The organism is Cognatundibacterium rugosum, assembly GCF_014284365.1.
Lineage (GTDB): Bacteria > Pseudomonadota > Gammaproteobacteria > Burkholderiales > Burkholderiaceae_D > Undibacterium > Undibacterium rugosum.
In genome coordinates this window covers 1-15,267 of the sequence record NZ_JACOGG010000020.1, presented here as the reverse complement: position 1 = coordinate 15,267, position 15,267 = coordinate 1, and the positions used below count along the sequence as shown (strand labels likewise).

The following is a 15,267-nucleotide window of genomic DNA, read 5'->3' as shown; positions in this document are numbered from 1 at the left end:
CATGGCTTACTCTTTTTCAATAAATCCCAGCAACTGCAACAGGCTGGTGAATAAGTTGAAAATAGTGATGTACAGGCTGACAGTCGCCATGATGTAGTTAGTTTCACCACCACGAATGATATTGCTGGTTTCGAACAGGATCATGCCGGACATCAGCAGTACCATCAGACCGGAAATCGCGAGCGACAAAGCGGGAATCTGGAAGAAAATTGCGCCCAGACTCGCGACCAGCGCCACGATCATGCCTGCCATCAGGAAGCCGCCCATGAAACTGAAGTCACGCTTGCTGACCAACACGTAAGCAGACAGGCCCATGAAAATCAGACCGGTCAGACCCATGGCGGTCATCACGATGGAGGAGCCGCCTGGCATTTTCAGATACAGACTCAGGATAGGTCCCAGGGTGTAACCGAGGAAGCCCGTCAGCGCAAATACAGCAGCAATACCCCAGCCACTGTTACGTAATTTAGTCACCGCAAACAGCAGGCCGAAATAGGCGACCAGGGTGATGAGGATACCCGGCCCCGGTACGGCAAACGCCACACTGAGCCCTGCAGTCAGCGCGGAAAACAGCAGCGTCATCGACAGTAGCATATAGGTATTGCGTAATACCTTATGGCTGTCACTCGCGGTGGTATCGGTATAGTCGACAGATTGCACATCACGTGCAGTCGAACGGCTCAAGATTTTCATGCTTTTCTCCTGAAATGTTGAAGTCTCACAAATATTCCTAAGAACAGGACTTCCCCTTCCCAACAGAAGGTGGCTACAGTCTAGTTGCAAGCAAATTGAAAGAAAAGTCGAATATACTTGATAAATACTTCGTAAAATTCGATGTTTTACGCTTGCTTAATCAATCTGCGTGAAGGGTTGTTTGATGCTGACCGGATTTTCCCCTTTTTACCTGCCTTCGCTTGCCAAAATATGCCCGCTTTAAATTACAAACACCTGCACTATTTTTGGATGGTGGCGAAATCCGGCAGCATCGCACGCGCCAGTGAGCAATTGCATCTGACACCACAGACGATCAGCGGCCAGCTCACGTTGTTTGAAGAAATGCAGGGCGAAGCTTTATTCCGTAAGCAAGGACGTAATCTGGAGCTGACCGAAGCAGGGCGCCTGGTATTGAGCTATGCGGAAGATATCTTCGCATTGGGCCGTGAATTGGAAGAGGTGCTGCATCACCGGCCGACCGCGCGTACCGTGCAACTGCGGGTCGGGGTATCTGATGCGGTACCCAAGACAGTGGCCTATCAATTGCTGGAACCGGCCATGAGTCTGCCACAGACCTTACGCATCAATTGTCGCGAGGGCAAACTGGAATTGCTGTTGGCGGAACTGGCGATGCATAAGCTGGATGTGGTGTTGTCGGACAGTCCTATGCCTGTGACCGCCAATGTACGCGGTTACAGCCATTTGCTGGCTGAATCCGGGATCAGTTTTTTTGCCACCTCAGCCCTGCGCGCCAACCTGTCCGGTAGCTTTCCGGCTTTACTGGACGGTGCGCCATTTTTATTACCCGGTGAAGATGCAGCTTTACGTGGGCGTTTGCTGCAATGGTTGGATCAGCAACAACTACACCCCAAGATGACTGGCGAGTTTGATGACAGTGCGCTCATGAGTGCATTTGGTCAGGCTGGCGCTGGTGTATTCGCTGCGCCAACGGTGATCATGGACAGAGTGATGCGTCAGTATGATGTGGAGTTAATCGGACAAACGCCTGAAATTCAGGAACAGTTTTACGCGATTTCCATCCAGCGCAAGATCACCCATCCCGCGGTCCTCGCCATCAGCGAGGCGGCTCGCTCCGCGGTACTGCCCTGACATCATCGTGCAGGAAAGGATGGCTATGAAGAAAATCAATGAAGACCCTGGCTTTGAGTGCGAGGTGGCGGGTCGGATGATAGGCGACTACGATGTGCCTGGGCGCATAGTTTTGTTCAAACTCCCAATCAGGCAGGAGTCTGACGACCTTACCCGTTTTCAGGGCATTCGCTGCAACATAGTCGGGTAACAAGCTAATCCCGCCATGTTGTTCGACGACGCTCAGCATGGCAGTGCTGTTATTGACAGTGATCGTCGGATGAACGCGAATGTGAATCTGTTCATCTTTTGCAGAGCGCATATACCAGTCTCCATCAAAGTCAGCGTAACCAAAAAGAGTGAATTGATGTTGTACTAACTGAGTTGGATGGGTTGGTTTGCCATGCTTGTCCAAATAGGCGGGTGATGCAATGAGGATGTAACGCATCAGTTGCAACGGGCGTACAGCAAGGCCGGGCGCCATATCCTTGCTAATGCGTAAGACCAGATCGTATCCCTCTTCGATCATGTCGACAAAACGATCCAGCAGGCTTAGTTCCACTGTGACTGCAGGGTAAATTCTAGAAAACTCTGCCAGTAGGGGTGCCAGCCAAATTTGCCCCAGCGTGACCGGAGCAGAAACGCGCAGCTTTCCTTGGGGGCTTTGCTGGTAGCGGCTGCTCATGGTTTCGATATCTTTAGCATCTTCAACGATGCGGCAGCAGCAGGCATAGACTTCTTGCCCCAGTTCAGTCGGTGCAAGACGGCGCGTCGTTCTGACCAACAGCCTTGCGCCCAGATGTTGCTCCAGTCTTTGTATATGTCTGCTTACGGCTGAGGTGGTCAGGTTAAGTTCGCGGGCTGCACGACTGAAGCCTTGAGTCTGCACCACTTTAGCAAAGACCGCCATTTCGTTGAGTAGATACATTATTGAATATTATTCAAAGATATATTGAAGTTATCGGTCATTGTTGATTAATTCAAGCAAGTTGACAATGTCTCCTGTGAATGAATCAGGAGAGACATCATGAAATATCGACATTTAGCACTGGCTTTGCTGGTCACGATGATCTGGGGAAGTAATTTTTCTGTGATCAAATGGAGTCTGACCGTAGCAGATCCCTTTTTGCTGGCGGGACTGCGTTTTTTATTGTGTGCAATACCCGCAATTTTCTTTGTCCGGCGGCCACAAGTTGCGTGGACCTATCTGCTTGCATACGGATTGTTATTTGGTAGCTTTTTGTGGGGCTTGTGTAATCTGGGCATTGCAACGGGCCTGTCTGCTGGCCTCGCGTCATTGATCATTCAGTCCGCTGTGTTCTTTTCCCTAGGTCTCAGTGCCTGGCTATACCGGGAAAAACTCCATCGTTTTCAGTGGCAGGGGTCTTGCATGGCGGGAGCGGGATTATGTATGATTATTTTCGTATCAGATGGTACGGTCACTTTTAGCGGGATTATATTGGTCATGGCAGGTGCTCTTTGCTGGGCATTGTCCAATTTTGTTCTTAAAGAGTCGCGTACGAAAGAGTTACTCGGATTTTTAGTGTGGTCCTGCTTATTCGCCCCAATACCTTTACTGTTAATGAGCTGGCTGTCACACGATATGTTTTTTTTGAAAGCGCAATTCAGAGCCATGACGCCATCATTTTGGTTGGGCTTGTTTTACCAGGTTTATATCGTCACGCTATTCGGATATACCGCCTGGAATTTTCTGATTCGTCAGTATTCCGTATCAAGAGTGATGCCGCTTTCATTACTCATTCCGGTGTTTGGACTGGCTGTTTCCGCTTTATTTTTTTCAGAGCCTATAGGTTATTTAAAGCTGTTCGCGTCTGCACTGATTTTGTCTGGATTGATATGCAATCTGTTTGGTGAGCGTTGGTGGGCCGCCTGGCAGGAAAAAAAACGCCTGCAAAAGCAGGCGGTCTGAAAATGGCCGTAAAACGGATGATCAGCGGCGACCTAACAGGGATTTGACGGTACGATCCATAGGAACCGCGTAATCGTAGGTGCTCAGCACGATATTGTCGCCTGGACGTATCAGTTTCAGGTTCACAAACACCAGTTTTTCGCTTTCCGCATAGGTGCCGACGATGACAGCCTGTGCGCTGTGATTGCTGGCGACTTCTTTGATTTCGCGGGTCAGCAGTAATTCGCCGACGTTTTGTTTGATGAATACTTTATCGCGGAATTTCATCTCTACCATCTGGTAGCCGGAACGTGAAAACTGGCCGGAGACCTGTTCAGCCACGATACGGCCGAAGGGGGACGATTCTTCTAATGCGTTGATGTTGGCCAATGTTGCCACGATCAGCGGACGCGATTTATCCAGAGCCGGACCGGCTGCCGCGATCAGCGCTGCTGCAGCTTTCTGGTTGGTAGGGATAAATTCATTGGTTTCTGCATCTTTCCAGGACAGCGCTGTGGATGAGCTGGCAGACTGGTTGTTCAGCAGGTTCATATTTGAGCATGCGCTCAGTACTAAGCCGCAACCGACAGCAAGTGCGATTTTTTTCATCATTATTGGCTCCCGATAACTTTAAATTTGAATTCCGTATCTTTGTTGTATAAAGACGCATCGTGTTCGTTGACAGGATATGCATCTGTGCGGCGCGCGACAAATTGTGAATTCTTCACCAGTGAAGTCGTGACGATGACTTCGTAATTCGGCTGAGTTTCATTGCCCGAAGCGGAAGTCAGACCGAGAAAGCGCCGGTTGCCTTGTTTTTCAGGAACAAAACGCACTAACTGTGTGTCGATATCAATAATCTGCGCTGTGCCATCATTAAATTTACGCACAGTGACACCCTGATTGACCAGCGATGTTACAACTTGAGCATAAAAAGTCTGAGTAAACTTACTCGGATTTACAGGCGGCGTCACAAACACCGGAGCGCCGATCGTATCGGTTCCCAGCTTAATCTGATTGGCGACATCCTTGGCGATCAGTAACCAGTTAGATGCACTGGTTTGACTATCCGTACTTTTTGTTGTGCCTGCTTCCGTATAGCTGCTGAATTTGGAGCTTGCACAACCCGCCAGCAGCATTACTGCGGCAGCAACGGGAACAAATTTCTTCATCCGCTTACCTTTAATCCTGAGAAACTGAAAATAATTGCACAGCTCTGCGCTAGATGCAGAGGCTGAATCCGCCTTGAAGAATACAACAACTAGTATCCTCAGCGAAAGAATTTGCAGTCGACTAAGAGATAAACAAAATTTTTGGGGGGAACTTTGGGGCTGACATGAGATTTCTGGTCAGGAATGTCGTTTTTTTGCTGCATTTGCAAACAATGCAGCAGGTGCCGCTGGCTTGCGGCACCGCCTCGCAGACAATCAGGAAAAGCTGGCGTCAGCCGGGAATTGAAATCCCTGTAAAAATTCCTGAGCTGGCAGGCGTTTTCCACCAGGCTTTTGTAATTCAGTGAGTTGCAGGGCATCTTTGCCACAAGCCACAACGATACCTTGCTGAGGATGGGCGCTGAGGATACTGCCAGGTTGCTGAGTGCCCTGATGTGGCAAGACCCTGGCCGCGAAAATTTTGATGGTCTGGCCCGCACATTGCGCATGGGTGCCGGGGAAGGGCGTAAATGCACGGATTTTACGTGCCAGCTCAGTGGCAGGCAGCTTAAAGTTCAGCGCGGCTTCTTCCTTACTGATTTTGGCCGCATAGTTGACACCTTCCTCAGGCTGAACGGTCGCAGTCAGGCCATCATGCTGTAAGGCATGCAAGGCATCGACAATCATTTGCGCACCGAGGGCGGCGAGTTTGTCATGCAGGCTGCCGGTGGTGTCGCTGTCCAGTATGGGCATACTTTGTTTCAGCAGCATAGGACCTGTGTCCAGGCCAGCTTCCATCTGCATAATCGTGATGCCGGTCTCGGCATCGCCAGCTTCTATAGCACGATGTATCGGCGCAGCACCGCGCCAGCGCGGTAACAGGGAGCCATGAATATTCAGGCAGCCTAAGCGCGGAATGCTGAGTACGGATACCGGCAGGATCAGGCCATAGGCCGCAACCACCATGACATCGTGCGGGGTCGTGCGTAATAATTCATGGGCACTTTGCGCCACGTCCGGATATTTTCCATCCAGTTTCAGCGAGACTGGCTGCGCCACTGGCAAATTGTGGCTGAGCGCAAATTGTTTGACCGCAGAGGCTTGTAGTTGCATGCCTCGTCCGGCCGGACGATCTGGCTGGGTCAGCACCAGTGGAATCTCAAAGCCTGCAGCATGTATGGCTGCCAGCGCACTTGCCGCGAACTCAGGTGTACCTGCAAAAATGACTTTCATCGACGACCAGCCTGATTCCGTTGTTTTTCGCGCTCTTCTTTTTGTAACTTTGTTTTAATACGGTTACGTTTTAGCGGAGACAAATATTCCACAAAAACCTTGCCTTTTAAGTGATCCATTTCGTGTTGAATGCAGACGGCGAGCAAGTCTTTGCAGTGAATTTCAAACGGTTTTCCATCGCCATCCAGTGCTTTTACCTTGACCTCCGCCGGGCGCTCGACGCCATCATAGATGCCAGGAACAGACAGACAACCTTCGTCATAGATACGCTTTTCTTCGCTGGCCCAGGTGATTTCAGGGTTAATAAACACCTGTAACTGGTCATTCGACTCAGAAACATCGATCACGACGACTTGTTCATGCACATTCACTTGTGATGCGGCCAGACCGACACCTGGTGCGTCGTACATGGTTTCAGCCATGTCAGCAATGAATTGTTTCAGCTTGTCATCGAATACCGTGACAGGTTTCGCCACGGTGTGCAGACGTGGGTCGGGATAACACAAAATATTTAGTATAGACATAAGATTTTTCGCAACAAGCCGGAAACAGGTTTACGCGGTTTTTCTTGCTAGTTCAGGGTTTTATGGGCAGAATTTGATTCAATTTGGCAAGTTTTGCAAGCTAGTGCCTACTCGCCAGTTTGCGGATTGCAGCATTTTGCATCGGATAATGTTCATGAAAAAGTTTAGCACAATCGCCGCCTTCCTCGTTGCGGGCCTTCCTCTGGCCTCCGCAAATGCTCATGCGGCTCCGGCTGATGCGACGATTGCTCAGGCTCAGGCAGTTGCTGCCAAGAGTAAATGTAGTTTTCTGCCAGATGCACCCGATAAACATGTGGTCGTCAGCGGCGATACGCTGTGGGGCATTTCTTCACGTTTTCTGCAAAATCCTTGGTGCTGGCCACAGGTTTGGGGCATGAACAAAGAAGATATCCGTAATCCACACTGGATTTATCCGGGACAGATTGTTTATTTTGATCGCGTCAACCAGCGTTTGCGTTTGGCAAATGCCTCGGGTGAAGGCATGGTGGGCGGTGTCGCTACGGTTAAATTGTCGCCACGTGCCCGGGTTCAGGGTCTGGGCGCAAATGCGATCCGCTCTATACCTGCATCGGCAATTGAGCCATTTTTATCGCAACCTATGGTAGTTGACGTCAACACACTGGAACGTACGCCGCGTATCGTGGCAGCTCCGGAAAGCCGTGTGAATCTGGGACAGAATGAAAAAGCCTACGTGCGGGGTGATCTTGACGGCGGTACCTCATTCCAGGTATTTCGACCCGGCACACCGTTGAAAGATCCGGAAAGCGGGAATATCATCGGCTATGAAGCTGCGTTCGTCGGTACCGTCAAGCTCGATCGCGAAGGCGACGAGAACGGTGATGTGCATACTTTTACGGTGGTGAACTCGAAAGAGGAAATGTCAGTGGGGGATCGTTTATTACCGATTCCGCCTACACCCATACTGAGCTATGTCCCGCATCCGCCGTATGATGAGATTAAGGCTAGGATAGTCAGTGTTTATGGTGGTGTATCGGTCGCTGGACAGAATCAGATTGTGACGATTAACCGTGGCCGCGAACATGGCATCGATCTGGGAACCGTGTTGTCATTGCAGCGCTACGGTGCGACGGTGAAGGATCGTACCGACGGTAACCGCCTTATCAAGCTGCCGAATGAGCAGTATGGTCATGTGTTTATTTTCCGCGTGTTCGATACGATTTCTTATGGCCTGGTGATGCAAGTCACGGACTTTGTGAAAGTAGGAGATATCGCGCAGTCTCCGCAGTAAGCGAATGGAGGAGCTTTGTTGCCAGACTGGTTTTACTGGTTACGTTTGCAACATACCAAAGGCGTCGGGCCGGAAACAGCACGACGCTTGCTGGCAGCATTTGGCTTACCTTCACACATTTTTGCAGCCAGCACAACTCAGCTGACTGCGATTGTCTCCCCTAAGCTGGCAGAAGCGTTGCTGGCGCCGGTCTCAGCATCTTTGTTACGTCTCGCAGAGCAAACCGATGCCTGGCTGCAGCAGCCTTCCCATCACCTGATCACGCTCGCGGATGCCGCTTATCCGGCGACTTTGCTGGAAATTCCTGATCCTCCGCTGCTGCTGTACGTCAAAGGCCGTACCGACTTGTTATCCGCACGCAGTCTGGGCGTGGTGGGTAGTCGCAACGCCAGTGTACAAGGGGTGCGCAATGCTGGCTGGTTCGCTGAGCATCTTTCGCAAGCCGGAATTTGTATCAGTTCCGGGATGGCGGCCGGTATCGATGCAGCCGCGCACGAGTCAGCCTTAGCATATCGCGGCTCTACCATTGCAGTCGTCGGTACCGGCGTCGATATTATTTATCCTGCCCGTCATAAAAATTTAGAAAAATCCATAGCTGATAAAGGTTGTGTCATTAGTGAATACTCACTTGGAACGCCTGCCATCGCAGGGAATTTTCCGCGCCGCAACCGACTGATCTCTGGTTTATCGGCCGGGGTATTAGTGGTGGAAGCTGCCGCCCAGTCGGGTTCATTGATCACCGCCAGGCTGGCGGCTGAGCAGGGACGGGAAGTCTTTGCGATACCTGGCTCGATACATTCTCCGCTCGCCAAGGGCTGCCATCAGCTGATTAAACAAGGAGCGAAACTGGTGGAGTCTGCACAAGACATTCTGGAAGAGCTAGCCTGGTTCGACGTCACTGCTGGCTCAGGGGCTCACGCGGTGCTGAGTCCAGCTTCGTGCGATTCGGAACCAGCCAGCGCACTGTTGCAGCAGCTTGCGTACGACCCGGTACCGCTGGACGAGCTGGGCGTAAGGACAGGGATGGATTTAGCCAGCTTACAGGCGCAGCTGCTGGAGCTGGAATTATCCGGTATGGTCGAGACTTTACCCGGTGGGCTGGTAAGGCGTTTGTGTTGATTTTTTGGAAGCAAGCTGGTGCTGTGCGTCGGACAGTGCTGACTTGATACACATAATCTGTGCACGGGGACTTGTGCCGGAGCAAAGCAACAGATACAGTACACGCATGTTTGATATTCTTGTATACCTCTACGAAACGTATTATCGGCCGGAAGCCTGCCCCGATACGGCGGCGTTGGTCAAAAAACTCTCTGCGGTTGGTTTTCCTGAAGATGAAATTTCTGAAGCGATAGACTGGCTGACCGGGCTCGCCACCACTTCCGATCAAGCGCAGTTGCCGGTACAGACCTCAAGTGGTTTTCGTATTTATGCCCAGTCTGAAATGCGCGTGCTGGGTCCGCAGGCGATAGGGTTTATACAGTTTCTGGAATCTGCAGGCTTATTAAGTTTCCATCAGCGTGAAATTGTGATTGAGCGCGCGCTGGCAGTGAATGAGTCTCCCCTGCCTTTGGAAAAGCTGCGCATCATCGTGCTGATGATGCTGTGGAGTCAGGGTGCAGAGCCCGACATGTTAATGTTTGACGAGTTATTGTTGTCAGATGACGACAACGAACCCCGGCTTTTACATTAATCCTTTCTTTTACGAAAGATTTCCCGCAAAAATCTGGTCTGCATTGCGGTTTCTTGCCAGCTCCGATTATTATTGCGCGCTAATTTAGGTTAGTCTTACGCTTATTTTGCAATAAATGTTGCAAATTCGACATTTGCAGTACCAAACCATCCGAGAATTCCGAAATGACAAAAACGCTCATCATTGCCGAAAAACCTTCTGTCGCCGCTGACATAGCGAAAGCTTTGGGAGGATTTACCAAGCATGATGACTTTTTTGAATCGGATGAATATGTGTTGTCTTCGGCAGTCGGTCATTTGCTGGAAATTACGGTTCCGGAAGAATACGACGTTAAACGCGGCAAATGGAGTTTCACGCATTTGCCGATGATACCGCCACACTTTGCACTGAACCCGATCGCAAAGACCGAGTCGCGCCTGAAAGTGCTGACCAAGCTGATCAAGCGTAAAGATGTCAGTCAACTCATCAACGCGTGTGACGCGGGCCGTGAAGGGGAGTTGATTTTTCGTCTGATCGCCCAGCATGCCAAGGCGAAGCAGCCAGTGCAGCGCTTATGGTTGCAATCGATGACACCTACCGCGATACGCGATGGTTTCCACAAGCTGCGCAGTGATGCGGACATGTTGCCGCTGGCGGATGCAGCGCGTTGCCGCTCCGAGTCTGACTGGCTGATCGGTATCAATGGTACCCGTGCAATGACAGCCTTTAATTCCAAAGAAGGCGGTTTTTATCTGACTACTGTGGGTCGAGTGCAGACGCCGACTTTGTCCATCGTGGTGGAGCGCGAAGAAAAGATTAAGAAATTCGTCTCCCGTGATTTTTGGGAAGTACGCGCAGAATTTGTGTGTGCCGCCGGTATTTACGAAGGCCGCTGGCTTGATCCGAATTTCAAAAAAGACGAACACGATACAGAAAAGAAAGCCGAGCGCTTATGGAGTAAAGCCGCGGCCGAATCTATTGTCGCAGCATGTCGTGGACGTCAGGGTCATGTCAGTGAAGAATCCAAACCGGCTACCCAGATGGCACCGGCTTTGTTTGATTTGACCAGCCTGCAACGTGAGGCGAATGCCAAATTCGGTTTCTCTGCAAAAAACACGCTGGGGCTGGCGCAGGCTTTGTACGAAAAGCACAAGGTCTTAACTTATCCGCGTACGGACTCCCGTCATTTACCGGAAGACTATCTGCCAACCACGAAGCAGATACTGGAAAATATTTCAGAAAATCATAATTACCAGCAATTTGCGGCACAGATTTTGAAGAATAGCTGGATCAAGCCGAATAAGCGGATTTTTGATAACAGCAAGATCAGTGATCACTTTGCGATTATTCCGACTGGCCAGGCGCCGAAAAATCTGTCTGAGCCTGAGCAGAAATTGTATGACTTAGTCACACGCCGTTTTATGGCCGTGTTCTTCCCTGCTGCCGAATTCCAGGTCACGACCCGCATCACTGAAGTATCCGGTCATCAGTTCAAAACTGAAGGCAAGGTCATGACCCAGGCTGGCTGGCTGGCGATTTACGGTAAGGAAGCGCTGGAAGAAAAAGACGGCGATGGCAAAGGAACACTGGTGCCGGTGGCTAAAGGTGAGAAAGTGATTACCGAAGAAGTCCAGGCGCATGGCCTGTTCACCAAGCCGCCAGCCCGCTATTCAGAAGCGACTTTACTGTCCGCGATGGAAGGTGCGGGCAAGTTGGTGGATGATGGCGAGTTGCGTGAGGCCATGGCAGGTAAGGGCTTGGGCACACCAGCCACCCGCGCCGCCATTATTGAAGGTTTGCTCACAGAAAAATACTTGCTGCGTGAAGGTCGCGAACTGATGCCGACTGCCAAGGCATTTCAATTAATGACCTTGCTGCGTGGCTTGGGTGTGGACGAGCTGACTTCGCCGGAGTTGACCGGTGAGTGGGAATACAAGCTGTCGCAAATGGAAAAAGGCAAAATCAGTCGCGATGAATTCATGCGCGAAATTGCCCAGATGACGCAGATTATCGTTAAGCGTGCCAAAGAATATGACAACGACACCATACCGGGTGACTATGCAACTTTACAGACACCTTGTCCGCATTGTGGCGGTGTCGTGAAAGAGAATTACCGTCGCTTTGCCTGTACCCAATGTAGTTTCTCTATGAGTAAAGTACCGGGTAGTCGCCAGTTTGAAGTTGCGGAAGTGGAGGAGTTGCTGGCTAAGCGGGAAATTGGTCCTTTACAAGGCTTCCGCTCAAAAATGGGCAGACCGTTTGCTGCGATTTTGAAAATCGTGCCGGATACCGAACACAATAACCTGAAGCTGGAATTCGACTTTGGCCAGAATCAGGATGATGATGAAGATGCCGAAGGCGTCGATTTTTCTCAGCAGACCGCCTTGGGACCTTGCCCTAAATGCGCCAGTGGTGTGTACGAAATGGGTCTGGCTTACGTCTGCGAAAAAACCGTAGCCAAGCCTAAGGCCTGCGATTTCCGCAGTGGACGGATTATCCTGCAACAGGAAATCTTGCCAGAGCAGATGGTGAAATTACTGGTGGATGGAAAAACCGATTTATTACCTGGCTTCATTTCCCAACGTACGCGTCGGCCATTCAAGGCGTTTTTGGTGCGCGCTAAAGATGGCAAGATAGGTTTTGAATTTGAAGAGCGCAAAGCTAAAGCGCCTGCAAAAACAGCCAAAGCAAAAGCCGTGGCGGCTGAGGCCGACGCGCCAGCCGTCGCCAAGAAACCAGCCGTACGTAAAAAGAAAGCGGCCTGATCCGCGTTCATCCTGGTCGTCTGCAAGCAGTCAGCTGGCGGACGACTGTCTCTTTGGTCCGGCTTTGCGGCCAAAGAAGTTCAGAACAGACAGTTATAGCAGCAAAATTTGCTAATTCCTCAGCTTGTTCGGTATATTGTTCTCAATAACAATTTTGCATTGGGAAATGTATGCTGCCGCGCGAAGTATTGGGGGCGTCTCGACAGGTACTGGAACAGTCTTTTCAGGCTGCGATAGAAAATCTGATTCCACACGCGATAGAGGCTTTGTTTGCGAAAGCCAGCTCCAGTTCGTCTGCAGTCGAGCAGGCGACCGTTTTTCAAACGCGCTATTACTTGCAGGAAAAGCGGCAGGCTATTCTGGAAAAAATGCAGTTCTTTCTGCGTATGTTGCTTGATCGGGGTCTGGAAACCAGTTACGCCCATTTTCGCCCTGCCAGTAATATCCTGACTCAACAGGCAGATTCCCTGTCTTTGCTGGATTCTATGCGTTTCGAAGAAACGCTGCGTTTTAACAGCATCACCACTTTGTTGCGCAATCAGGCAGATCAGCAACTGAATGAACTGAATCTGCGCATTTCCACTTTATTTGGTCAGGAAGATATACGCGAGCGCGAAAATCCTTTCCGCCCCTATATTTTCGCGCGCTGTATAGAGCAGGCCATCGAGAGTATGCGCTTTGAGGCTGATATCGCAAATCTGATGGTGATATATCTCAGTGAGGCATTGGGCCGCAGTATCTCAGACATCTATCAGCAGGTGAATGCTGACCTGGCGCGACAAGGCGTGGAGGCCAAACTGATCGTCAAAGTCAAGCACAACACCGATGTATCGAATACAACCACGGGCAAATTCGGGCATTCTGCATTTGCGAATTCGACATCGCATTATGGCCGGGCCGCCGTGGTGGCCGCGGCATCGGGTTTCCCTGCGATGAGCATGTCGTCCGTTCCCAGTCTCAAGGACTTTATCAGCCTACAGCGTGGACGTGCTGCCTGTGCGGAACTGAATCAAGATGGACAGTTAAATGACAGCGAGTTTAGCTGGAAGTCAGACAAGTTCGCATTGGGTGATGTATTGCGGCGAATTTTCGGTAAAGATGATGGCCGTTTTCCTGAAGGATCAGGTTATACCCAGTTCCTGAACCAGACTGCCACCAACGTCAAGACTCGGGATTTGAGTTTTCCCGCAGCTCTCCTTCCTTTGTTGAAGGAATTGCAGTCTGAAGCAGCCAGTTCCGGTATGTTGGCGTCGGAACGCTTTGCCAGCCAGTCAGTATTGCTGAAGCTGCTGGGCAAGATGCATAAACAATGGGTAACCGAACAGACAGGGTTACTTAATGCACGCGGCGATCTGCGAAATTTGCTTGTCGAGCAACGTCAGAATTTGCGTGCGCTGACCGATAAACCTGAGCAGCAAATGTTGATCGATGTCATCAGCATGCTGTTTGAGAGTGTGTTCGCTGACACGCTGATTACGGCAGAGTTGAAGCAGAGTTTTGCCAGATTGCAATTTCTCTATCTGCAATTAGCCTTGATGGATAGCAGTTTTGTGCTCGCACCGCGGCATCCCGCCAGATTACTGCTGAGTCGCATTTCGAGCGTGATGTTGGCCGTCACTGCACATCGTGCCACTGAGCGTGAATTCGAAGCAGAAATCGCAAAAATCTTTAAGACCTTGGCACGACATGATTGTGAAGTGCCGGGTTTATTCGAAAGAATTCATACGCGTTTTGACATCTATGTAGAGAAAGAATTGCGCGTTCAGGATAAGGCGATCCGGCGGGCTGTTAAGTCGGTAGAAGAAGCCCAGTTGCGTTATCAAGAGCAGAGCCGGCTTTCTTTGCTGATTTCGCGGCCGTTAGCGGACATCCCGCTTGCACAGCAATTCAAAAATTTTCTCGAACTGGAGTGGGCACGAGCAATTTTACTGGCAGCGCGGCAGAGTGAAAGCCAAATGCAGCGCTTCTGTGCCTTCGTGCCGGATGTCATCTGGAGTATTCAGCCCAAGCCCAGCATTGAGGACAGACTGCTGCTGACTGATAAATTGCCAGAACTAAAAAGTTGTCTGCAGCAGGGATTGGATTTGCTTAATTGGAACAATTTTAAGCAAAACGCACTGTATGGCTGGCTGAACGATGCTCATCAAAAAGCCCTGAATACGGTGACGACAGGCGGAACGGTACTGAGCCAGGTGGAGTTGCAGAACCGGTTTGCGCTCTTACTCAGACACATCCCGCTGTTGTGTAGCGAAGGGGACTTGAGCGGAGAATATACAGCTATCCGTCCTTTCCTGAGTGCAGTGACCGCAGAAATTGATTTAGCGGTGCATTATCTGGAGTCAGAAGCATATAACACTGATGCTGCAGCAATTCCGATCGCATTGAAGCCAGGCAAGTCATTCGATTCCAAGGCGATATTGGACAAGCTGATTGCTGGCACACCGTTGGAAATACAGTATGAAGGAAATGCCAGGCGCGCTTGCGTGCACTGGAGTGACCCGCATGCATGCGTTTTGATACTCAGTGTTTCAGGCGTCAGTGAACCCGTGATCGCAGAGCAGAAATATCTGCTGCAACAGTTCAGCCGCAGTCAGGCCAAACTGATAGAACCTGGCCCCGCGTTTGAACGCGCCATTACCACGATGATACGAACCGCAGATCATCTCGAATCCCAAGGACAGGGTAATTATCCAGGCTGAATTCCTTCTTTATCTATGAGGCTTGTTCCCACCTGCTATTTCAACAAAGACGAGACACTCAAGCGCTGCTTGTAATGGATTTCAGCATAATTCATCGAAGGGTGTTGACACAAGCGGGGCTAGGCTTCATAATCTCGTTTCTCTGCTGCTGACGAACAAAACGATTCGAAGCAAAAGCCGGAAGGCAAGCAGAAAAAAGAATTCAATATTCTGTGATCTTTAACAATTAACAGTCAATAAATGT

The 15,267-nt window shown here is 50.4% G+C and carries 13 protein-coding genes; 7 read left to right on the top strand and 6 right to left on the bottom strand.

What is annotated here, in order from left to right:
- Positions 1 to 6: 6 nt before the first annotated feature.
- Positions 7 to 693: a Bax inhibitor-1/YccA family protein gene (locus H8K47_RS15430; RefSeq protein ID WP_186882300.1), complete on the bottom strand. Its 687-nt coding sequence runs from the start codon at positions 691 to 693 to the stop codon at positions 7 to 9.
- Between the two features lie 231 nt (positions 694 to 924).
- Between H8K47_RS15430 and nhaR the strand changes: the two genes are divergently transcribed.
- Positions 925 to 1,824: a transcriptional activator NhaR gene (gene nhaR, locus H8K47_RS15425; protein WP_186882299.1), complete on the top strand. Its 900-nt coding sequence runs from the start codon at positions 925 to 927 to the stop codon at positions 1,822 to 1,824.
- On the opposite strand, the gene H8K47_RS15420 is transcribed toward nhaR, so the two are convergent.
- On the bottom strand, positions 1,790 to 2,731 hold the full coding sequence (locus H8K47_RS15420; RefSeq protein WP_230405286.1) for a LysR family transcriptional regulator: 942 nt from the start codon (positions 2,729 to 2,731) through the stop codon (positions 1,790 to 1,792). The genes nhaR and H8K47_RS15420 overlap by 35 nt on opposite strands.
- 126 nt (positions 2,732 to 2,857) lie before the next feature.
- Between H8K47_RS15420 and H8K47_RS15415 the strand changes: the two genes are divergently transcribed.
- A complete protein-coding gene (locus tag H8K47_RS15415; protein ID WP_230410224.1) occupies positions 2,858 to 3,733 on the top strand; it encodes an EamA family transporter in 876 nt (291 codons plus the stop codon).
- Positions 3,734 to 3,754: 21 nt separating this feature from the next.
- On the opposite strand, the gene H8K47_RS15410 is transcribed toward H8K47_RS15415, so the two are convergent.
- The 4 genes from H8K47_RS15410 to def all read right to left on the bottom strand — a co-directional run bounded on the left by H8K47_RS15410 (position 3,755) and on the right by def (position 6,620).
- A complete protein-coding gene (locus H8K47_RS15410; protein ID WP_186882297.1) occupies positions 3,755 to 4,324 on the bottom strand; it encodes a FlgO family outer membrane protein in 570 nt (189 codons plus the stop codon).
- Positions 4,324 to 4,884 (bottom strand): hypothetical protein, encoded by a 561-nt coding sequence (locus H8K47_RS15405; protein WP_186882296.1) that lies wholly within the window; start codon positions 4,882 to 4,884, stop codon positions 4,324 to 4,326. Before H8K47_RS15405 ends, H8K47_RS15410 begins: the two co-directional genes overlap by 1 nt.
- Before the next feature lie 255 nt (positions 4,885 to 5,139).
- Positions 5,140 to 6,096, bottom strand: coding sequence for a methionyl-tRNA formyltransferase (gene fmt / locus H8K47_RS15400; protein ID WP_186882295.1), 957 nt, complete (start codon positions 6,094 to 6,096; stop codon positions 5,140 to 5,142).
- The gene (def, locus tag H8K47_RS15395) at positions 6,093 to 6,620 is read right to left on the bottom strand and encodes a peptide deformylase (RefSeq protein WP_186882294.1); all 528 of its coding nucleotides are present in this window, start codon (positions 6,618 to 6,620) and stop codon (positions 6,093 to 6,095) included. Before def ends, fmt begins: the two co-directional genes overlap by 4 nt.
- Before the next feature lie 154 nt (positions 6,621 to 6,774).
- Between def and H8K47_RS15390 the strand changes: the two genes are divergently transcribed.
- The 5 genes from H8K47_RS15390 (at position 6,775) to H8K47_RS15370 (ending at position 15,023) form a co-directional block, all read left to right on the top strand.
- A complete protein-coding gene (locus tag H8K47_RS15390; protein WP_186882293.1) occupies positions 6,775 to 7,890 on the top strand; it encodes a LysM peptidoglycan-binding domain-containing protein in 1,116 nt (371 codons plus the stop codon).
- A gap of 18 nt (positions 7,891 to 7,908) precedes the next feature.
- A complete protein-coding gene (dprA, locus tag H8K47_RS15385) occupies positions 7,909 to 9,009 on the top strand; it encodes a DNA-processing protein DprA (protein WP_230405285.1) in 1,101 nt (366 codons plus the stop codon).
- A gap of 106 nt (positions 9,010 to 9,115) precedes the next feature.
- The gene (locus H8K47_RS15380; protein ID WP_186882291.1) at positions 9,116 to 9,580 is read left to right on the top strand and encodes a Smg family protein; all 465 of its coding nucleotides are present in this window, start codon (positions 9,116 to 9,118) and stop codon (positions 9,578 to 9,580) included.
- A 164-nt stretch (positions 9,581 to 9,744) separates the two neighbouring features.
- The gene (locus H8K47_RS15375; protein WP_186882290.1) at positions 9,745 to 12,324 is read left to right on the top strand and encodes a DNA topoisomerase III; all 2,580 of its coding nucleotides are present in this window, start codon (positions 9,745 to 9,747) and stop codon (positions 12,322 to 12,324) included.
- Between the two features lie 170 nt (positions 12,325 to 12,494).
- Positions 12,495 to 15,023, top strand: a complete 2,529-nt coding sequence (locus H8K47_RS15370; protein WP_186882289.1) for a DUF1631 family protein — start codon at positions 12,495 to 12,497, stop codon at positions 15,021 to 15,023.
- Positions 15,024 to 15,267: the final 244 nt, after the last annotated feature.